Annotated in this window: 17 protein-coding genes; 5 read left to right on the top strand and 12 right to left on the bottom strand. The window is 71.9% G+C overall.

Annotated elements, in window-relative coordinates; genetic code table 11:
* Nucleotides 1-2: 2 nt before the first annotated feature.
* From hydA to C9F11_RS32170, 4 genes are all read right to left on the bottom strand, one after another.
* Nucleotides 3-1,406 (bottom strand): dihydropyrimidinase, encoded by a 1,404-nt coding sequence (hydA, locus tag C9F11_RS32185; RefSeq protein WP_138962554.1) that lies wholly within the window; start codon nt 1,404-1,406, stop codon nt 3-5.
* Between the two features lie 69 nt (nt 1,407-1,475).
* Nucleotides 1,476-2,756 carry an aspartate aminotransferase family protein gene (locus C9F11_RS32180; RefSeq protein WP_138962553.1) on the bottom strand — a complete coding sequence of 427 codons (1,281 nt, stop codon included), beginning with the start codon at nt 2,754-2,756 and terminating at the stop codon, nt 1,476-1,478.
* Nucleotides 2,753-3,595 carry a nitrilase-related carbon-nitrogen hydrolase gene (locus C9F11_RS32175; RefSeq protein ID WP_138962552.1) on the bottom strand — a complete coding sequence of 281 codons (843 nt, stop codon included), beginning with the start codon at nt 3,593-3,595 and terminating at the stop codon, nt 2,753-2,755. Before C9F11_RS32175 ends, C9F11_RS32180 begins: the two co-directional genes overlap by 4 nt.
* Nucleotides 3,596-3,791: 196 nt before the next feature.
* Nucleotides 3,792-5,483, bottom strand: a complete 1,692-nt coding sequence (locus C9F11_RS32170; RefSeq protein ID WP_346347395.1) for a hypothetical protein — start codon at nt 5,481-5,483, stop codon at nt 3,792-3,794.
* Nucleotides 5,484-5,977: 494 nt separating this feature from the next.
* Between C9F11_RS32170 and C9F11_RS32165 the strand changes: the two genes are divergently transcribed.
* Nucleotides 5,978-7,189 (top strand): Cmx/CmrA family chloramphenicol efflux MFS transporter, encoded by a 1,212-nt coding sequence (locus tag C9F11_RS32165; protein WP_138962550.1) that lies wholly within the window; start codon nt 5,978-5,980, stop codon nt 7,187-7,189.
* Here the strand turns inward: C9F11_RS32165 and C9F11_RS32160 are convergent.
* Nucleotides 7,146-7,397, bottom strand: a complete 252-nt coding sequence (locus tag C9F11_RS32160; RefSeq protein ID WP_138962549.1) for a helix-turn-helix transcriptional regulator — start codon at nt 7,395-7,397, stop codon at nt 7,146-7,148. The two genes, C9F11_RS32165 and C9F11_RS32160, sit on opposite strands and share 44 nt — an antisense overlap.
* Nucleotides 7,398-7,445: 48 nt before the next feature.
* Here C9F11_RS32160 and map point away from each other — a divergent pair, with 48 nt between their 5' ends.
* Nucleotides 7,446-8,213: a type I methionyl aminopeptidase gene (gene map, locus C9F11_RS32155; RefSeq protein WP_138962548.1), complete on the top strand. Its 768-nt coding sequence runs from the start codon at nt 7,446-7,448 to the stop codon at nt 8,211-8,213.
* A 106-nt stretch (nt 8,214-8,319) separates the two neighbouring features.
* On the opposite strand, the gene ggt is transcribed toward map, so the two are convergent.
* A complete protein-coding gene (gene ggt / locus C9F11_RS32150; RefSeq protein ID WP_249401958.1) occupies nt 8,320-10,206 on the bottom strand; it encodes a gamma-glutamyltransferase in 1,887 nt (628 codons plus the stop codon).
* A 104-nt stretch (nt 10,207-10,310) separates the two neighbouring features.
* Between ggt and C9F11_RS32145 the strand changes: the two genes are divergently transcribed.
* The 3 genes from C9F11_RS32145 to C9F11_RS32135 all read left to right on the top strand — a co-directional run bounded on the left by C9F11_RS32145 (nt 10,311) and on the right by C9F11_RS32135 (nt 14,103).
* Nucleotides 10,311-11,057, top strand: coding sequence for a hypothetical protein (locus tag C9F11_RS32145; RefSeq protein WP_138962546.1), 747 nt, complete (start codon nt 10,311-10,313; stop codon nt 11,055-11,057).
* A gap of 156 nt (nt 11,058-11,213) precedes the next feature.
* Nucleotides 11,214-12,392, top strand: a complete 1,179-nt coding sequence (locus C9F11_RS32140) for an Ig-like domain-containing protein (RefSeq protein WP_249402250.1) — start codon at nt 11,214-11,216, stop codon at nt 12,390-12,392.
* 136 nt (nt 12,393-12,528) lie between these two features.
* Nucleotides 12,529-14,103, top strand: a complete 1,575-nt coding sequence (locus C9F11_RS32135) for an alpha/beta fold hydrolase (protein WP_138962544.1) — start codon at nt 12,529-12,531, stop codon at nt 14,101-14,103.
* A gap of 48 nt (nt 14,104-14,151) precedes the next feature.
* On the opposite strand, the gene C9F11_RS32130 is transcribed toward C9F11_RS32135, so the two are convergent.
* The 6 genes from C9F11_RS32130 to C9F11_RS32105 all read right to left on the bottom strand — a co-directional run bounded on the left by C9F11_RS32130 (nt 14,152) and on the right by C9F11_RS32105 (nt 18,620).
* Nucleotides 14,152-15,042 (bottom strand): amino acid ABC transporter permease, encoded by an 891-nt coding sequence (locus C9F11_RS32130; RefSeq protein WP_138962543.1) that lies wholly within the window; start codon nt 15,040-15,042, stop codon nt 14,152-14,154.
* Nucleotides 15,039-15,683, bottom strand: coding sequence for an amino acid ABC transporter permease (locus C9F11_RS32125; RefSeq protein ID WP_138962542.1), 645 nt, complete (start codon nt 15,681-15,683; stop codon nt 15,039-15,041). The genes C9F11_RS32130 and C9F11_RS32125 overlap by 4 nt, the downstream gene beginning before the upstream one ends.
* Nucleotides 15,684-15,692: 9 nt before the next feature.
* Nucleotides 15,693-16,607 carry a glutamate ABC transporter substrate-binding protein gene (locus C9F11_RS32120; protein WP_249401957.1) on the bottom strand — a complete coding sequence of 305 codons (915 nt, stop codon included), beginning with the start codon at nt 16,605-16,607 and terminating at the stop codon, nt 15,693-15,695.
* A 16-nt stretch (nt 16,608-16,623) separates the two neighbouring features.
* Nucleotides 16,624-17,367 carry an amino acid ABC transporter ATP-binding protein gene (locus C9F11_RS32115; protein WP_138962540.1) on the bottom strand — a complete coding sequence of 248 codons (744 nt, stop codon included), beginning with the start codon at nt 17,365-17,367 and terminating at the stop codon, nt 16,624-16,626.
* A 179-nt stretch (nt 17,368-17,546) separates the two neighbouring features.
* Complete coding sequence (locus C9F11_RS32110) at nt 17,547-17,987, bottom strand: DUF6278 family protein (RefSeq protein ID WP_138962539.1); 441 nt, start codon at nt 17,985-17,987, stop codon at nt 17,547-17,549.
* A gap of 189 nt (nt 17,988-18,176) precedes the next feature.
* The gene (locus C9F11_RS32105; RefSeq protein ID WP_138962538.1) at nt 18,177-18,620 is read right to left on the bottom strand and encodes a DUF3093 domain-containing protein; all 444 of its coding nucleotides are present in this window, start codon (nt 18,618-18,620) and stop codon (nt 18,177-18,179) included.
* Between the last annotated feature and the right edge of the window lie 90 nt (nt 18,621-18,710).

Below are 18,710 nucleotides of genomic sequence, written 5' to 3'. Positions count from 1 at the left end.
TCCTAGTTCAGGTACTGACAGGTCGCGCGGGGCGTGTAGACGCCGTGCCCGGCGCGCCCGGTGAACGTGCGCTGGTCGATGACCGGTTCGCCGCGCGAGAGGACCGTCTCGACGCGGCCGGTGATCCGCTTCCCCTCGTACGCCGAGTAGTCGACGTTCATGTGGTGGGTCTCGGCGGAGAGCACCTGGGTGGCGGCCGGGTCGTAGACGACGACGTCGGCGTCCGCGCCGGGCGCGATGGTGCCCTTCTTCGGATAGAGGCCGAACATGCGCGCGGGCGTGGCGCAGGCGATCTCGATCCAGCGGCGGCGGCTGATGTGCCCGTCGACGACGGCCTGGTGGAGCAGGTCCATGCGGTTCTCGACGCCCGGCAGGCCGTTCGGGATCTTCGAGAAGTCGCCGCGGCCGAGCTCCTTCTGGCCGGTGAAGCAGAAGGGGCAGTGGTCGGTGGACACCACCTGGAGGTCGTTGGTGCGCAGGCCGCGCCAGAGCGCGGCCTGGTGCTCGCGCGGCCGCAGCGGCGTCGAGCACACGTACTTGGCGCCTTCGAAGCCGGACTCGGCGAGGTTGTCGGTGGACAGGAACAGATACTGCGGGCAGGTCTCGCCGAAGACGGGCAGGCCCTTGTCGCGAGCGGTCACGAGCTCGGCGACGGCTTCCTCGGCGGAGACGTGCACGACGTACAGGGGGGCGCCCGCGACCCGGGCGAGCTGGATCGCGCGGTGCGTCGCCTCGGCCTCCAGGAGGACCTTCCTGACCTCGCCGTGGTAGCGGGGGTCGGTCTCGCCGCGCTGGAGTGCCTGCTCGACGAGGACGTCGATGGCGATGCCGTTCTCGGCGTGCATCATGATCAGGCCGCCGTTGGCCGCGGAGCGCTGCATGGCGCGCAGGATCTGTCCGTCGTCGCTGTAGAAGACCCCCGGGTAGGCCATGAACAGCTTGAAGGACGTGATGCCCTCCTCCACGAGGAGGTCCATCTCCTTCAGGGTCCGCTCGTTGACGTCGGAGAGGATCATGTGGAAGGCGTAGTCGATCGCGCACTTGCCGTCGGCCTTCGCGTACCAGGCGTCCAGGCCCGAGCGCAGGGACCGGCCCATGGTCTGCACGGCGAAGTCCACGATGGTGGTGGTGCCGCCCCAGGCGGCGGCGCGGGTGCCGGTCTCGAAGGAGTCCGACGCGAAGGTGCCGCCGAAGGGGAGTTCCATGTGCGTGTGGGCGTCCACGCCGCCCGGGATGACGTACTTCTCGCTCGCGTCGATGACGCGGTCCGCGGTCCAGGCCGCCGCGGCCTCGGTGCCGCGGGCGGCGAGCGCGGCGATCCGGCCGTCCTCGACGAGCACGTCGGCGTGGAGTTCCTCGGCGGCGGTGACGACGAGTCCGCCGCGGATCAGGGTGCGGGTGCTCATGGTGGTGCGCTCCCTTTCGTACGGGGGTGACGGGCGTCGGCGGCGGGCGGGCGCGGGCGCGCCCGCGGACTAGACCTCCCGGAGGGCCCGTTCGAGGATCGCCGCGCCCTCTTCCGCCTCGGCGACGGTGAGGGTCAGCGGTGGCGCGATCCGCAGCACGCTGGTGCTGTGGCCGCCGCCCTTGCCGATGAGGAGGCCGCCCTCGCGGGCCGCTTCGAGGACGGCGGCGGCCGCTTCCGGGTGGGCCTCGTCGGTACCGGGCCTGACCAGCTCGACGCCGATCATCAGGCCGCGGCCGCGCACCTCGCGGACGCCGGGCAGCGTCGCGCAGATCGCCCGCAGACGCTCGATGAGCAGCCCGCCGACCCGGCGCGCGTTGCCTTGGAGGTCGTGTTCGAGCAGGTACGTGAGGTTGGCCAGGCCCGCGGCCATCGTCACCGGGGAGCCGCCGAAGGTGGAGATGGAGTTGGCGTCCAGGCAGTTCATGACCTCGGCGCGGCCGACGACGCCGCCGATCGACATGCCGTTGCCGATGCCCTTGGCGAAGGTGAGCAGGTCCGGCGGGCCCGACTGGGCGTGCGCCTGCCAGCCCCAGAAGTGGTCGCCGGTGCGGCCCCAGCCGGTCTGCACCTCGTCGGCGATCCACAGGGCGCCGTGCTCCTCCAGCACCTCGCGGAAGGCCGCGTACAGGCCGTCGGGCGGCGAGGTGAAGCCGCCGACGCCCTGGATCGGCTCGGCGATCAGCGCGGCGACGCCACGGGTCTGGCCGAGCATGTCCCTGAGGTCCGCCACGCACGCCTCGGTGAACTCGGCGTCGCTCAGGGCCGCGTAGGGTCCGCGGGTGCGCACGCCCCCGTGGACGTAGAGCGTCTGGAGCGGGGAGAGGCTGGTGGGCGACCAGGAGCGGTTGCCGGTGATGCCGACGGCCGAGAAGGAGCGGCCGTGGTAGCTGTTGCGCATCGCCAGGATCTGGTTCGAGCCCCGGTGGGCGGTGGCGAGCAGCAGTGCCGCGTCGTTCGCCTCCGTGCCGGACGTCGTGAAGAACACGCGCGCGTCCGGGATGCCGGAGAGCGCGGCGACGCGCTCGGCGAGCTCCACCATCGGGCGGTTCAGATACAGCGTCGAGCTGTGGATGATGCGGCCCGCCTGCTCGGCGACGGCCTTGGTGACCTCGGGCAGCGCGTGCGCGGTCATGGTGGTGAGGATGCCGCCGAAGAAGTCCAGGTAGCGCCGCCCCCGGGCGTCCCAGACGTAGCGGCCCTCGCCGTGGGTGAGCTCGATCGGCTCGCCGTAGTAGAGCGCGAGCCAGTCGGGCAGGACGGCCTTGTGCCGGGTGTGCAGGTCCTTCACGGCGTGACCAGCCCTTCGTACGCGTCCGGGCGGCGGTCCCGGTAGAACGCCCACTGCTCGCGGACCTCGTCGATCAGGTCGAAGTCCAGGTCGCGCACGAGGAGCTCCTCCGTCTTGTCGCTCGCCGTCTCGCCGACGAACTGCCCGCGCGGGTCCACGAAGTAACTCGTGCCGTAGAAGTCGTTGTCGCCGTACTCCTCCCGGCCGACGCGGTTGATCGCGGCGACGAAGTACTCGTTGGCGACCGCGGCGGCGGGCTGCTCCAGCTGCCACAGATGGCCGGACAGGCCGCGCGAGGTGGCCGAAGGGTTGTAGACGAGCTGGGCGCCGTTCAGGCCCAACTGCCGCCAGCCCTCGGGGAAGTGCCGGTCGTAGCAGATGTAGACGCCGACGCGGCCGACGGCGGTGTCGAAGACCGGCCAGCCGAGGTTGCCCGGACGGAAGTAGAACTTCTCCCAGAACCCCTTGACTTGGGGGATGTGGTGCTTGCGGTACTTGCCGAGGTAGCTGCCGTCGGCGTCGATCACGGCCGCGGTGTTGTAGTAGAAGCCGGACTGCTCGACCTCGAAGACGGGCACGACGATCACCATGCCGGTCTCGCGGGCCAGGTCCCGCATCCGGCGCGTGGTCGGCCCGTCGGGCACCGGCTCCGCCCAGCGGTAGTGCTCCTTCTCCTGGACCTGGCAGAAGTACGGGGCGTTGAAGACCTCTTGGAAGCCGATCACCTTGGCGCCCTGCCTGGCGGCCTCGCGGGCGTGCTCCTCATGCTTGGCGATCATGGATTCGGTGTCGCCGGTCCAGGTCGCCTGGACGAGTGCGGCGCGTACGACGTTGACCATGAGCTGTGCTCCTTCGACAGGACGTCAGAGAGCCTCTACGCCCGTAGACTTGGTGCGTAGACAGACGAACGTAAGCCCCATGGACGGCCTTGCCAAGACCATCACCTCAACGCGGCGGAGTCGATCTTGTTTCACGGGCCACCGATCACCCGAGCGGGTGCGGGACGCACGGCCGCGCACACCGCGGGGGCGGGGCTCAGGTGGTGAAGCCCGCGACGCGCAGCGCGTGCACGAGGTCCCAGTGGTGCGCGTCGGAGACCCCCTTGGCCATCTCCAGGAGCAGCGGGATGAGCCGCTGCGCGTCGGCGTGCGCGCAGGCCGCGACGTCCTCGGCGCTGCGCACGCGCACATACGCGTCAAGGAGCGCGCGGGCCTCGCGTTCGCGCCCCGCGTCCAGGAGCGCGAGCAGCGACTCGGCGATCTCCGGGGCGGGCCGGGCCACGCCCTGGCGCAGGAGTTTGCGGCAGTCGTCGGCGCGGCCCGCGCCCGCGAGCGCGTCGGCGACGGCCACGAGGCGGTCGGGCGGCAGCGAGGCGGCCTCCCACAGCAGGGTCGCCCAGTCGGCCGCGAGGCCCGCGTGGTGCAGCTCGTCGGCGAACAGCGGCAGCCGCGCGGCGGGCCACCCGGCCGCCTCCACGAGCACGCCGTGCGCCTCGCCGCTGCGGCCCTCGCCGCGCAGCCGGATGAGGGCCTTGACCGCGTCGACGGTGGCGCGCTCGTCGGCCGCGGCGCCGTCCGGGGCGGCCGGCGGCTCCGGGTGCGCCCGCGGCGGCGCGTCGACGGCCTGGACGTAGCGGGCGCCGCGCGGGGTGCCCGGGGCGGCCGCCGCGGTCGGCTCGGCGACGGGCCCGGCCGTGTCGTCGCCCGCGCCGTCGAGGCCCGCGAACCGGGCGCCGCGCGGGCGCCGCCGCACCCCGAGCCGGGAGCGGCCGGGCTGCGCGGGAACCCGCGGGGCCACGTCCTGGCCGGGCGCGCGCTCGGCGTCCCTGCGGGGCGGATCGGGGTCCTCGGGGCCCTGGGGGTGGCCGCAGGCGGTGTCGTGGCCGTCCGTGCCGTAGGCGGCGGCGCGGCCGTCACGGTCGTAGGCCTCCGCGCGGCCGTCACCGTCGTAGTCGTAGCCGGAGGAGAGCGCGCGGGCGTCACCGCCGTCGCCGGAGGGGAACGCACGGTCGTCGCCGTCGTAGCCGGAGGAGGGCGCACGGCGGCCGTCGTCGTAGCCGGAGGGGAGCGCACGGCCGTCGTCGTCGTAGCCGGAAGAGGGCGCGCGGTCGTCGTCGGACGCGCCGCCCTGACCGTCGTACGCGGCGCCCCGGTCGGCGGCGGCGCGGGGCCCGGCCGCGGTGCCGGACGGGTCGGCGGGGAACTCCCTGACGTCGAAGTCCCCGCCGTCCGAGGGGGCGCCGCCGAAGTCCACCCAGCGCGGCGCCCGCGCCCGGTCGAGCCGCTCCATGCGCCGGCGCAGCTCGCCACAGCGCGCCGCGGCGCGCTCGTGGTCGTCGCGCACCCAGGCCAGGTCGAGATGGATGCGGTCCACCTCGTCGGGCGTCGCGGCGAGGGCGAGGGCGCGGGCGAGTTCCTGTTCCCGCTCGACCGCGAACCGCTGCTCCTGGAGCATCATGTCGAGCCGGTCGCTGAGGAGTTCACGGCCGCCGGGGCGATCGTCGTGCGCCGCCACGGACGCGGCGTGCAGCGACCGGGCGCGGCCGGTCTCCGCCTGCGCGACCCCCACGCCGACGTCGGCCGCGAGGTCGTGGAGCAGCGCCTGCACCACGTCCCAGGGCGGCACCTCGGTGCCGTCGAGGCAGGCCCGCATGCCGTCGGGGTCGCGGGACCAGAACACGCCGCACCACCCGGCGCTCTGGTCGAGGCGCGCCAGGAGGTCGTTCAAGTACCGTGCGAACTCCCTTATTCGTTCCGGGAGTTGTCCCACTGCCATCGTCGGGCACCGTCCCCTGGGAGACTAGGGTCTGCCGGTCCGGAAGATAACACCAGACGCGTTACGGGACGGCTACACGTGGTTTTCCGGAGCCCTCGTTAATTACGTGGACGTGCGGCGGGAAGCGTGGCTAGTCTGCGCACATGTCCAGTCCCGAAGCCGACAGACGCCGGCCACCGGCGCGCTCCGGTGGCCTCGCTCCTGATCCGAGCCGAGTCGGCTGACCCGAGCCGATCCGGCTGATCCGAGCCGACTGAGCCGAGTCGGCCGATCCGAGCCGACCGATCCGGCCGACGCCGCGCAGCAGCCCCGCACGGGGCTCCGCGGCGGCCAAGCCTCGGGACCACCGCCGCGCCGCAGTCACGGACCTTTCCCCTTTTCCTCATCCACTCCGTGGGCCGTTCGCCGTGCCCACGGAGTGGCTGACGTGGCTCTGGAGTCCCGCTGTGCCGTTGGTCCTCTACTTGCTCGCCCTCGCCGTGTTCGCCCAGGGCACGTCCGAGTTCATGCTGTCCGGCCTGGTGTCGGACATCGCCGCCGACATGGACGTGCCGGTCTCCGCCGCAGGCGCGCTGACCTCGGCGTTCGCCGTGGGAATGGTCGTCGGGGCGCCACTGATGGCGGTCCTGAGCCTGCGCTGGTCGCGCCGCCGGGCGCTGCTCGCCTTCCTGGTGGCCTTCCTCCTCGCCCACGTGGTGGGCGCGCTCACCACGAGCTACGGCGTCCTGCTGGCCACCCGGGTCGTCGGCGCGCTCGCCAACGCCGGGTTCCTCGCGGTGGCGCTCGCGACCGCGACGGGCCTGGTCGCGCCGGACGCCAAGGGCCGGGCGACGTCGGTGCTGCTCGGCGGCACCACGCTCGCGTGCGTCGCGGGCGTGCCGGGCGGCGCGCTGCTCGGCCAGCTCTGGGGGTGGCGCGCCGCGTTCTGGGCGGTGGCCCTGGTGACGCTGCCCGCCGTCGTCGCGGTGGCGCGCTCCGTGCCGTCGGACTCCCCCGGCGGCGCACCGGCGGGCGCGCGCTCGGAGCTGGCCGCCCTGCGCGCCCCGCACCTGCTGGTGACGCTGCTGCTCGGCGCGCTCGTGAACGGCGCCACGTTCTGCGCCTTCACCTATCTCGAACCGCTCGCCACGCACGTCGCCGGGGTCGGGGACACCTGGATGCCCGGCCTTCTCGCGCTGTTCGGGCTCGGTTCCTTCGCCGGGGTCACGCTCGGCGGGCGCGTGGCCGACAGCCGTCCGCTGCCGCTGCTCGTGGCCGGTTCGCTCGCGCTGCTCGCGGGGTGGGCGGCCTTCGCACTGACCGCCCAGCACACCGCGGCGACCGTGGCGTTCGCCTTCGTCCAGGGCACGCTGTCGTTCGCGGTGGGCTCCACGCTGATCGCCCGCGCGCTGTACGCGGCGACGGCGGCGCCCACCCTGGGCGGGGCCTTCGCCACGGCGGCGCTCAACATCGGCGCGGCGGTGGGCCCCTGGGCCGGGGGCCGGGCGCTCGACGCCGGGCTCGACTACCGCTCGCCGCTGTGGGTCAGCGCCGCGCTGACGGCGCTCGCGCTCGCGACGGGGGGCGGCGCGGCCCTCCTGGCCCGCCGCTCGGCGCAGGTCCGCCCCGCGGGCCTCACACCGGGACCAGGACGCACGTCCGCGCCACCTCGTCCATAGACAGCTCCAGGGTCACCGCGAGCGCCGCGACCGTGAAGAACGCGGGCGTCGGCGCCCGGCCCGTCTCGATCTTGCGGAGCGTCTCCGCGGAGATGCCGGCGCTCGCGGCGACCTCCACCATGCTCCGCGCGCCACGCGCCTCCCGCAGCAGTCGGCCGAGCCGCTCACCGCGCTCGCGCTCTTCGGGGGTCAGAGGAGTGCGCACCATGGCGCCAGTGTACGCGCACCCCATTCAAATACCGGTATAGTAATTGGCATGGTGGAACTCAAGACAGACACATCGATCGACGCGATGCGGGAGGCGGGGCGCGTGGTCGCACGGGCCCTGGCCGCGGTGCGGGCCGCGGCCACCGTCGGCGTCAGCCTGCGCGACCTGGACGACGTGGCGCACCAGGTGCTCAAGGACGCGGGCGCGACCTCCCCCTTCCTGCACTACCACCCGGAGTTCGCCCCGGTCCCCTTCCCGGCCACGCTCTGCGCTTCGGTGAACGACGCGATCGTGCACGGCATCCCGGGCGACTACGTCCTGCGCGACGGCGACCTGCTCTCCGCCGACTTCGGCGCGCACCTCGGCGGCTGGGCGGGCGACTCCGCGATCAGCTTCATCGTGGGCACGCCCCGCCCCGAGGACGTCCGCCTGATCGAGACCGCCGAGCGCGCCCTCCAGGCGGGCATCGACGCGGCGGTGGTGGGCAACAGGATCGGGGACATCGCCCACGCCATCGGCACCGTCTGCCGCGCCGCGGGGTACGGCATCCCGGACGGCTTCGGCGGCCACGGCATCGGCCGCCAGATGCACGAGGACCCCGCCGTGCCGAACGAGGGGCGGCCGGGCCGCGGCATGCCCCTGCGCCACGGCATGGTGCTCGCCATCGAGCCGATGGTGATCGGCGGCGGCAAGGACGGCTTCCACGCCGCCCCGGACGGCTGGACGCTGCGCACGGACGACGGCAGCCGCGCCGCCCACGCGGAGCACACGGTGGCCATCACGGCCGCGGGGCCGCGCGTCCTGACCGCCCTCTGACCGACGCCCGTACGGAGCCCCTGGGGCCCGCCTGAGGGACTCGTACGGGGCCCGCACCGCCCCAGTGAGCGGTGCGGGCCCCGGCGCACACGGTGGCCGAGCGGCGCTAGGAGCTCGGGCGCACCACCATCGCCGAACCGCCGCCCCGGCGTTCCGGCTCCGCCGCCGCCAGCCACTTGCCGTCGGGCAGCCGCTGGACGCCGGTCGCCGCCCCGATCTCCGGGTTCTGCTTGAAGGAGTGGCCGAGCGCCTCCAGGTCGCGCCGCAGCGGGCTGTCCCACAGGCCGGGCTCCAGCTCCGTCTGCGCGGCGTTGCGCTGGCTGGCGCGCGGCGCCGCGATCGCGTCGACCAGCTCCAGGTCCCGGTCCAGGAAGCCGGTCAGGGTCTGCAGGACCGTCGTCACGATGGTCGCGCCACCGGGCGAGCCGAGCGCGACGACCGGCTCGCGGTCCTCGTCGAGCACGATGGTCGGCGCGATCGACGAGCGCGGCCGCTTGCCCGGCCCCGGCAGGTTCGGGTCGTGCACGCCGGGCCGGGCGGGCGCGAAGGAGAAGTCGGTCAGCTCGTTGTTCAGCAGGAAGCCGCGCCCGGGCACGGTGATGCCGCTGCCGCCGGTGGACTCGATGGTGAGGGTGTAGGCGACGACGTTGCCCCACTTGTCGGCCGCCGTCAGGTGCGTGGTGTTCTCGCCCTCGTACGTCGTCGGGGCCGCCTTGCCGCCGCTGGCGCAGGGCTGCGGGTCGCGCGGGTCACCGGGCGCCACGGGGCTCTTGAGCACCGCGTCGTCCTTGATGAGGCAGGCGCGGGAGTTCGCGAACCGCTGCGAGAGCAGTTGCTTGGTCGGGACGTCCTCGAAGTCGGGGTCCCCCACCCAGCGCCCCCGGTCGGCGAACGCCACCCGGCTCGCCTCGATGAAGCGGTGCAGATAGCGCGCCTTGCTCACCCGGGAGAGGTCGCCGCGCTCCAGGATGTTGAGGGCCTCGCCGACCGTCGTGCCGCCGGACGTCGACGGGGCCATCGAGTAGACCCCGAGCCCGCGGTACGTGGTCTTCGAGGGGGCCTGCTCCTTGACCTCGTAGCCGCGCAGGTCCTTCATCGACAGGTCACCGGCGCGCGCGACGCGCTCCGCGGCCGGGTCCACCGGCGGCTTGTTGACCGTCCGGACGAAGTCCTTGCCGATGTCGCCCCGGTACAGCGCGCCGATGCCCTCGCGCCGCAGCTCGGCGTAGGTGCGCGCGAGGTCCGGGTTCTTGAACGTGGAGCCGACGACCGGCAGCTTGCCGCCCGGCAGGAACAGCTCCGCCGTGTCCGGGAAGTCCTTGAAGCGCGCCTGGTTGGCCTCGGTCTGCGCGCGGAACGTCCGGTCCACCGTGAAGCCGTCGCGGGCGAGGCGCTCGGCGGGCCGCAGGAGCGTGCCGAGCCGTTCGCTGCCCCAGTTGTCGAGCGCCGCCTTCCAGGTGGCCGGGGTGCCGGGCGTGCCCACGCCGAGGCCGCTGGTCTGGGCGTCCGCGAACGGCAGGGGCTTGCCGTCCTCCAGGAAGAGGTCCGCGTCCGCGGTGCGCGGGGCCGTCTCGCGCCCGTCGAGCGTGTGCACCTTCCGCGTCTTCGCGTCGTAGTACACGAAGTACCCGCCGCCGCCGACGCCCGCCGAGTACGGCTCGGTGACGCCGAGCGCGGCGGCCGTGGCGACGGCCGCGTCCACGGCGTTGCCGCCCTTCTTCAGGACCTCGATGCCGACGGCGGACGCGTCCGCGTCGACGCTCGCGACGGCCCCGCCGTAGCCGACGGCTTCCGGCACCTTCTCCGGGGGCCGGGACGCACCGGCCGTACCGGCCGAATCCGGTCTTGTGCCCGCTTGGGCATGTGTGGCCGCTTCGGCCGCACTGCCCGGTTCCGCTGTGCGCGAAGGCGAAGGGGGCGCGGCCGCACCGACCGTCACCAATACCCCGCCCACCGCCAATAGCGTCAGATTCCGTACCACGTCATGCCGCATGAACACCTCCGGTCAACAACCCTCCGCGCAGCGTAACTTCGTGCCCCGTCCCCGGCCACGGCGCCTCCCGAGGTGGCCGGGGACGGCCGCTAGCATGCGCGCCCATGACTGAAGACGTACGCCTTCTCGTCCTCGGCCCCGGCGCGGCCGTCGTGAGCGCCGCCCTGGCCCTGTACGCCCGCGCGTACCTGGCGCGGCGCAGGCTGCGGCGCAAGCGGGCGTTCTTCGGGCTGCCCGAGCACTCCGAGTCGCTGTTCGTCGTGAACCGCGAGGCGGGCGGCCCGGAGCTGACCGTGACCCGGCACGACGTGCTCTCCCTGCTCGAACTCTCCGCCGTGGTGAAGGACTGCGGCGCGCACACCCAGGTCGTCGCCCACGACGCCGCCCAGCAGGGCTTCGGCGAGCGCACCGAGTTCTGCCTCGGCAACCCCGCGATCCACCGCCGGATGGCCGCGCACATGCACTCGCTGCTGCCCGGCGTGCGGGTGAACGCCGACCCGGAGCCGGGCCCGGACCGCGGCGCCTTCCAGATCGGCGGCGAGCGCTACCGCATGGAGGCGGGCATCGCGGAGTACGTGCTGCTCGCGCGGCTCACCGCCGGGCAGGACGCGCGGCCCGTGTTCCTCTTCTGCGGCCAGCGCGCGATCACCAACCAGGCGGCCGCCCGCTATCTCGCCCGCCACCACGAGCGCCTGGCGCGCAAGCACGGCGGCTCCTTCGTCCTGCTCCTGAAGGTCGTGAACTCCCAGGCGTACGGCCCGGACGTCGTCGAGCTGATCGGAGAGGTGACCCACGCCGCCCGGGAACCGCTGCCGGCGCAGTCCGCGCGCAGCTCACATCGCGCCAAGTGAGCAAACGTTCACGGAACGCAAGACCCGCATAACGCTTCCATGACGCAGTCCGGATTTTCCGGACAACAGGCAACCACGGGAATCCCTCCGCCCTCTCACTCCGGGCAGGCATGAACATCCGCACGGAGGTACGTTTCCTTGAGGTCCCGCAGGTCCCTGAGCCCCAGCCGCCGCTCCATACGCCCCCGGTACGCGGCCGTCGCGGGTGCCGCGGCCCTGGCGGCCGCCCTGACCGCCTGCTCCGGCGGCGGCTCCGGTGCCGACGCCGCGGCCGAGAAGCCGAAGCTCTCGGTGAACCTCACCGGCAAGCAGGCCAAGGCGGGCGTCCCGGTCACCGTGAAGCTGGCCGCGGGAGACGCCAAGCTGAAGGACGTGAAGGTCGCCGACTCCGAGGGCGCCGAGCTGCCCGGCAAGGTCTCCGCCGACGGCCGCGGCTGGACCTCGGCGCGCGTGGCGGCGCCCGGCACCAGCTACACCGTGCGCGCCACCACGCAGGAGGGCGGCAAGGCCGCCAAGGCGTTCACCACGGCCGCGCCCGAGAAGGTCAACAAGGTCACCATCACGCCGGGCCGGAACATCAAGACCGTCGGCGTGGCCCAGCCCCTGTCGATCGTCTTCGACCACCCCGTCAAGAACAAGGCGGAGGTCGAGAAGCACCTCAAGGTGAAGACGTCCGACGACACCGTCGGCTCCTGGGGCTGGATCAAGAACTACGACGGCAAGGACCGCGTCGACTGGCGGCCCAAGGACTACTGGAAGTCCGGCACCAAGGTCGCCCTCGACGCCCAGCTCAACGGGGTCGACTCCGGCACCGACGGCGGCTGGTTCGTGCGCGACTACGACACCGCGATGACCGTCGGCAAGAACCAGGTCGTCAAGGTCAATCTTGACAACAAGACCGCGACGTTGACGCGCGACGGCAAGACCGTCAAGTCCGTACCGATGTCCGCGGGCACGCCCGGCGGCGAGAAGGCCTCCTGGGGCGGCACGTCGGTCCTGATGGCCAAGGAGGGCACGATCAACATGCGCTCCGAGACCGTCGGCCTGGGCAACGCCTACGACAAGATGGTCGACTACTCGATGCGCCTGACCTGGTCGGGCATGTACGCCCACGCGGCCCCCTGGAACGCGGCGTACTTCGGCAACACCAACCACAGCTCCGGCTGCGTCGGCATGAGCACGGGCAACGCCGCGTGGCTGTACGGCGAGGTCCAGATCGGCGACCCGTTCGAGGTCTCGGGCAACGGCTCCAAGGGCACGCCGGACCCGGGCAACGGCTTCGGCGAGTGGAACCTGTCGTGGGCGGACTGGCAGGCCAAGAGCGCGCTGCGCTGAGACCCACGACGGGCGGCCGGGGAACTCCACCGCTCAACTATCGTTACCCGTACGTAACTTACCGACGGGTTACCCGAGGTAATCCCGCGCGGTTACCGTCAGGTCACTTTGCACCGGCACGTGTGAGGAGTGACCCGTGGGAAAGACGCGCAGAGCTGTGCGGACCACTGCCCTGGGTGCGGTATCGGCGGCGCTCGTCGCCGGTGCCGTGCCCGCCGCGCAGGCGGCACCCCCGTCCCCCGCGGCCGCCCCGGGCGTCCGCTTCGTCGACATCCCCGGTGACGGCGGCACGGTCCTCAAGGCCAACGTCGTCACGCCCGCCGGCTCCGCGGCGGGCGGTTCGTACCCCGTCGTCGTGCTGCCCACGAGCTGGGCCATGCCGCAGATCGAGTACATCGCGCAGGCCAAGAAGCTCGCCGACGCCGGCTATGTGGTGGTGAGCTACAACTCGCGCGGCTTCTGGCAGTCCGGCGGCGAGATCGAGGTCGGCGGCCCCGAGGACGTCGCGGACGCCTCCCGGGTCATCGACTGGACGCTGCGGAACACCCCCGCCGACCCGGACAAGGTCGGCATGGCGGGCGTCAGCTACGGGGCGGGCATCAGCCTGCTGGCCGCCGGGCACGACAAGCGGGTCAAGGCGGTCGCGGCCCTCAGCGGCTGGAGCGACCTCGTCGAGTCCATCTACAGCGGCCGCACCCAGCACGTCCAGGCGGGCGCCCTGCTCGGCGGCGCGGGCTATCTCACCGGCCGCCCGAGCGCCGAGCTCCAGCGGATCCTGAAGGACTTCCTCGCCTCCGACCTCGACCAGGAGGACGAGATGATCGCGTGGGGTGCCGAGCGCTCCCCCGCGACGCATCTGGACCGGATCAACAGCAACGGCGCCGCCGTCATGCTCGGCAACGCCTGGGGGGACACCATCTTCCCGCCCAACGCGTACGCCGCGTTCTACGAGAAGCTCAAGGGCCCCAAGCGCCTGGAGTTCCGCCCCGGCGACCACGCGACGGCCGAGGCGACCGGCCTGTTCGGCCTGCCCAACGACACCTGGACGAACACCCGGCGCTGGTTCGACCGCTATCTGAAGGGCGAGCGGAACGGCATCGACCAGGAGCAGCCCGTCCAGCTGAAGTCCCGCTCCACCGGCGGCTACGAGGGCTACCCCGACTGGAAGTCGGTCGGCGCCACCCGGCACAAGCTGGACCTCGCGGGCACCACCACGATCCGCGCGAACGTCGACTCGGGCGCCAACGGCGGCATCGTGATGCTCTCCAACGCCCTCGACCAGTTCCTGAAGCTGCCGCCCGTGGCGTCGATGCCGCTGCTGCCGCGCCGCTACGCGGCCGTCTGGCAGGGGCAGCGGGCCGAGCGGCCCCAGCGGGTGCGCGGCACCGCGAAGCTGCACACCACGCTCACCAGCACCAAGGAGAGCGGAACCCTCGTCGCGTACCTCTACGACGTGGGCCCGCTCGGCCTCGGCAAGCTGGTCAGCAACGCGCCGTACACCTTCCACGGCAAGACCCCCGGCAAGCCGTTCGCCGTCGACCTGGAGCTGTTCTCCACGGCCTACGACGTCCCGGCAGGACACAGGCTCGCCCTGGTGGTCGACACGGTCGACCCGCTCTATATCGAGCACAACCCGTCCGGCGCGCAGCTGACCTTCTCCTCGCCCGGGACCGACCCGTCGTACGTGTCGATCCCCCTGCGCGAGCAGTGATCACCGGCTGCTGCCGGGCGGGCCTGGCCCTCCAGCTACTGCTCCCCCCTAGGGGGCGGGGGCCCTGGGGGGACCCCCTCCCGGCAGCAGCGTCCCTGGTTCAGCCGGGGCGACGTCCACGGCCTCTGTCTTGGGACTGCGCCGCTGGCGCTTGGACACCCAGTAGGCGAACCACGACAGCAGCATGCACATCCCGATGTAGATCGGTGAGATCACCATGACCACGGGGATGAAAGGCAAATCGTAGTCGAGGTTCGACGCGATCAGTTTCCCGGCGTGCAGGAACTCCTCATAGGTGATCAGATAACCGAGCGAGGTGTCCTTCAGGGCCACGACCAACTGGCTGATGATGGCGGGCAGCATGGCCCGCACGGCCTGTGGCACCAGGACGTACGACATGACCTGAGTCTTTCTCATCCCCAGCGCGTAGGCGGCCTCCCTCTGTCCGCGCTCGACGGAGTTGACGCCGGAGCGGAACACCTCGGCGAGCACGGAGCCGTTGTAGAGCGTCAGCCCGGCGACGAGCGCCGGAAGCGGCTGGACCTTCAGCGCCACGAAGACGAAGAAGATCATCACGAGTACGGGCATGGCCCGGAAGAACTCCACGACCAGCGTGGCCAGCCAGCGCACCACGCGGTGCTCGGAGAGGCGCCCGGTGGCCAGCAGCGCGCCGAGCGCAAGGGAGAGCACGGCGGCGATGGCGAAGGCCTTGAGCGTGTTGCCGAGCCCGCGCAGAAGCAGTTCCTGGATGCCCTTGTACTCGAACGGCGTCCACTTGGTGCGCGTGAACTGGTCGGTGTCGAACAGCAGGTACAGGACCCAGGCGACGAGCCCGACGATGACGGCGGTCGAGAGCACGCCGTACAGCAGGTGCCTCCTGCGGGTCTTCGGGCCCGGGATGTCGTAGAGGGCGGTGGCTTCGGCGGCGGTGGTGGTCATCGGGCGACTCCCCAGCGCTTTTCGAGGATGTGGAAGACGGCGCTGATGGCGAGGGTGATGATCAGATAGCCAAGGGCGATCCAGAGGAAGGTCCAGACGATGTTGTAGCCGAGCTCGCTGAGCGTCTTGTAGGTGCCGAGCAGTTCGGTGACGCTGAAGGCGCCCGCGATCGCCGAGTTCTTGGCGAGCGCGATGAGCGTGGAGCCCACGGGCGGGATCACCGAGCGGAAGGCCTGCGGGAGCACCACGACGGACAGGGTCTGACCGAACGTCATGCCGAGGCTGCGGGCGGCCTCGCCCTGCCCCCTGGGCACGGTGTTGATGCCGGAGCGCAGCGCCTCGCAGATGAAGGCGGAGGTGTAGCAGCCGAGCGCGAGGACGGCGAACACCTTGAAGGGCAGCACGAGTCCGAAGCGCGGCAGGCCGAGCAGGACGGCGAAGAACAGCAGCGTCAGCGGGGTGTTGCGCAGGACCGCCACCCACACCGCGCCGAACACCCGGAAGGAGCCGACGGGCGCCACCCGGAAGGAGGCCATGACGAAGCCGAGCACGAGCGCGAGGACGGAGGCGTACACGGTGAGTTCGACCGTGCCGAGGAAGCCCTCGCCGTAGGTGGAGAAGTTGTCCGTCAGTACGTCCACGACGCCTCCTCAGCTCGCCGGGTAGCGGTCGATGGCGGGCGGCTTCGGCGCGGGCACCCCGGACAGGCCGAGGGTCGCGTCGTACGCCTTCTTCCAGTCGCCGTCGCGTTCGCGGGCGGCGAGGGCGTCGTCGATGGCGAACCGCAGCGTGGTGTCGCCCCGGGGGACGCCGATGCCGTAGGGCTCCTCGGAGAAGGGCTTGCCGACCACCTTCAGCTCGTCGGGGACCTTGGCCGCGTAGCCGATGAGGATCGCGTCGTCGGTGGTGACCGCGTCGACCTGGTACGTCAGCAGGTTGTCGACGCACACCGAGTACGTGTCGTACGCGACGAGCGTGGCCTTCGGGTAGTCCTTCTGGATGCGCTGGTACGGGGTGGAGCCCGCGGCCGAGCACACGCGCTTGCCGTCGAGGTCCTTCGGGCCCTTGATGTCCTCCTCGTCGTGGCGCACGAGCAGGCCCTGGCCCGCCATGTAGTAGGGGCCGCCGAAGCCGACGAGCTTCTTGCGGTTGTCGTTGATGGTGTAGGTGCCTACGTAGTAGTCGATCTGCCCGTTCTGCAGGGCGGTCTCGCGGTTCGCGGAGGCGATGGTCTTGAAGGAGACGCGCTTCGGGTCCAGGCCGAGCGAGGCCGAGACCATCTTGGCGATCTCGATGTCGAAGCCCGAGTAGCGGCCGGTCGCGGGGTCCTTCTCACCGAGGTAGGGCTGGTCCTCCTTGGCTCCGACGACGAAGTGGCCGCGGCTCCTCGCCTTGCGCCAGGTGCCGGACCCGGGCAGCTCGAAGCCCTCGGCGACCCGGTAGACGGGCAGCTTCCCGGCGGCGGGGCCCTTGGTCGGGGGGCTGCCCTCCTTGCCGCAGGCGGCGGTGGCGAGCGCGGTGAGCGACAGGGCCGTGAGCAGCCCGAGCAGACGTGTCGTACGCATGGGACTCATCCCCCCGTCAGTGCTTGAGGATCTTGGAGAGGAAGTCCTTGGCGCGGTCGCTCTCCGGGTGGGTGAAGAAGTCCTCGGGGGCCCGGTCCTCGACGATCCGGCCGTCGGCCATGAAGACCACGCGGTTGGCGGCCGAGCGGGCGAAGCCCATCTCGTGGGTGACGACGACCATCGTCATGCCCTCGCGCGCGAGCGACTGCATGACTTCGAGGACCTCGTTGATCATCTCGGGGTCGAGGGCCGACGTCGGCTCGTCGAAGAGCATGACCTTGGGGTCCATGGCGAGCGCGCGGGCGATGGCCACGCGCTGCTGCTGGCCGCCGGAGAGCTGCGCGGGGTACTTCTGCGCGTGCGCGGCGAGCCCGACCCGCTCCAGGAGCTCGCGGGAGCGCTGGTCCGCCTCGTCCTTCTTGCGGCCCCTGACCTTCGTCTGGGCCAGGGAGACGTTCTGCAGCACGGTCTTGTGCGCGAAGAGGTTGAACGACTGGAAGACCATGCCGACTTCGGCGCGGAGCCGGGCCAGGGCCTTGCCCTCCTCGGGCAGCGGCTGTCCGTCGAGGCGGATGGTGCCCGACTGGATGGTCTCAAGACGGTTGATCGTCCGACAGAGCGTCGACTTGCCCGACCCTGACGGGCCGATGACCACGACCACCTCCCCCTTGCCGACGGTGAGGTCGATGTCCTGCAGGACATGCAACTCGCCGTAGTACTTGTTCACATCACGCAGCTCGATCAACGGATCGACGGCCATGCCCAGACCTGCTCACTCTCAGCTGTGTCGGTCCGCGCAAACTATCCACGGCAAAACTGGACTTATGGGACGACACGCACTTACGGGCATTAACCGTATTTGAGACCGGAGGTTCGCCGTCCGGCCACGGACCAGCCGGGTTTCGGCCATGTGCTGGTCATGCGCCGGTCACGCCCCGGCTACGTCTCGGAGGTCTCGGCGTACATCTGGGACAGCTCGGGGGTGCCCTGGACGGCCCAGTCGAGGCCCGCGGCGACCACCTGGAGCTCCCGGCCCGAGACGAGCCGGACGACGGGCGTGCCGCCGGGCAGGACGTGCCACACGGCGCCGGGGACGGTGCGGACGATGACCGTACCGAGGTAGAGGCCCGCGTCGTTGCCGAACCAGGGCAGGGTCTCCGGGTCCTCCCGCCAGCGCGGCGTGAGCTGGTCGAGCGCCGCCAACGACGCGGGCGTGTCGTCCAGTTCGAGCCCGGCGCGCGCCGCCTGGGAGCGCAGCAGCTCACACTCCGAGAGCAGCTCGGCCACCCCCTCCGGGTCGGCCTCGAAGGCGGCGGCGAGCTTCAGTCCCGCCCCATCCGCGTGCCGCTTGCGCCACTTGTCCAGGAACGGAATGTTCATGACCGGCCTCTCCGTGGGGCGCCCGAGCGTTCGGACGGCGGCTTTGCATTCCAAGGAATGTATCTTGCGGCAGTTGATCACGGAATCAGGCGAATCACTCCGCTTGGTGCACCCGGTGTACGTGTCGCGCCCGGGGCGGTGCCGTACGGGGTGCCGTCGGCGCGGGGGTGCCCGGCGGCGGGTAGAGGCTCAGCGGCGCGTGAAGGCGAGGATCGTGGCCAGGTTCATCGGACGGCGCGTGGACAGGTAGAGATAGGGCACGGTGTGGTGCGGGCCCCGCAGCTCCACGCGCAGGGCGGTCGGCACATAGCTGCGCAGCAGCAGGTGCGCGTACGCGTTCGCCTTGCGGGTGCGCCACTCGAAGGCCTCCCCCGCGTCCAGGATCTCGGTCGGGCCGAGCTCGTCCACGGGGATCGCCCGGCCGCCCGCGACGAGCGTGCCCGGCGTCACGACGATGCGCGCCGAGCCGTACCGGTGCACGAGCGGGCCGAAGACGGCGACGACGAGGAGGAGACCCACCGCGGCGGCCACGGGGCCGAACGGCAGCAGCAGCCCGGCGAAGAGCCCGCCGCCGAGCACGACGAGGAACCACCATGCGACCGGGACAGTCAGACGCTCATCGTAAAGATGCATGGGCCCATCCTGGCAAAGGGGTTCGGGGACCGGCGGCCGGGGTGACGGACACGGGCCGCTGTCTTGACTGGCGTCTGACGGCTCCTTAGC

This window comes from Streptomyces sp. YIM 121038 (assembly GCF_006088715.1).
Lineage (GTDB): Bacteria > Actinomycetota > Actinomycetes > Streptomycetales > Streptomycetaceae > Streptomyces.
This window is presented reverse-complemented; position numbering and strand designations above follow the sequence as displayed.

Excerpts from the sequence above, each read along its gene's own strand:
- C9F11_RS32160 (WP_138962549.1), bottom strand. The coding sequence starts at position 7,397 with ATGGTGCGCACTCCTCTGACCCCCGAAGAGCGCGAGCGCGGTGAGCGG.
- C9F11_RS32175 (WP_138962552.1), bottom strand. The coding sequence starts at position 3,595 with ATGGTCAACGTCGTACGCGCCGCACTCGTCCAGGCGACCTGGACCGGC.
- C9F11_RS32130 (WP_138962543.1), bottom strand. The coding sequence starts at position 15,042 with ATGACCACCACCGCCGCCGAAGCCACCGCCCTCTACGACATCCCGGGC.
- C9F11_RS32145 (WP_138962546.1), top strand. The coding sequence starts at position 10,311 with ATGACTGAAGACGTACGCCTTCTCGTCCTCGGCCCCGGCGCGGCCGTC.
- C9F11_RS32105 (WP_138962538.1), bottom strand. The coding sequence starts at position 18,620 with ATGCATCTTTACGATGAGCGTCTGACTGTCCCGGTCGCATGGTGGTTC.
- map (WP_138962548.1), top strand. The coding sequence starts at position 7,446 with ATGGTGGAACTCAAGACAGACACATCGATCGACGCGATGCGGGAGGCG.
- C9F11_RS32115 (WP_138962540.1), bottom strand. The coding sequence starts at position 17,367 with ATGGCCGTCGATCCGTTGATCGAGCTGCGTGATGTGAACAAGTACTAC.
- hydA (WP_138962554.1), bottom strand. The coding sequence starts at position 1,406 with ATGAGCACCCGCACCCTGATCCGCGGCGGACTCGTCGTCACCGCCGCC.
- C9F11_RS32110 (WP_138962539.1), bottom strand. The coding sequence starts at position 17,987 with ATGAACATTCCGTTCCTGGACAAGTGGCGCAAGCGGCACGCGGATGGG.
- ggt (WP_249401958.1), bottom strand. The coding sequence starts at position 10,206 with ATGCGGCATGACGTGGTACGGAATCTGACGCTATTGGCGGTGGGCGGG.
- C9F11_RS32120 (WP_249401957.1), bottom strand. The coding sequence starts at position 16,607 with ATGCGTACGACACGTCTGCTCGGGCTGCTCACGGCCCTGTCGCTCACC.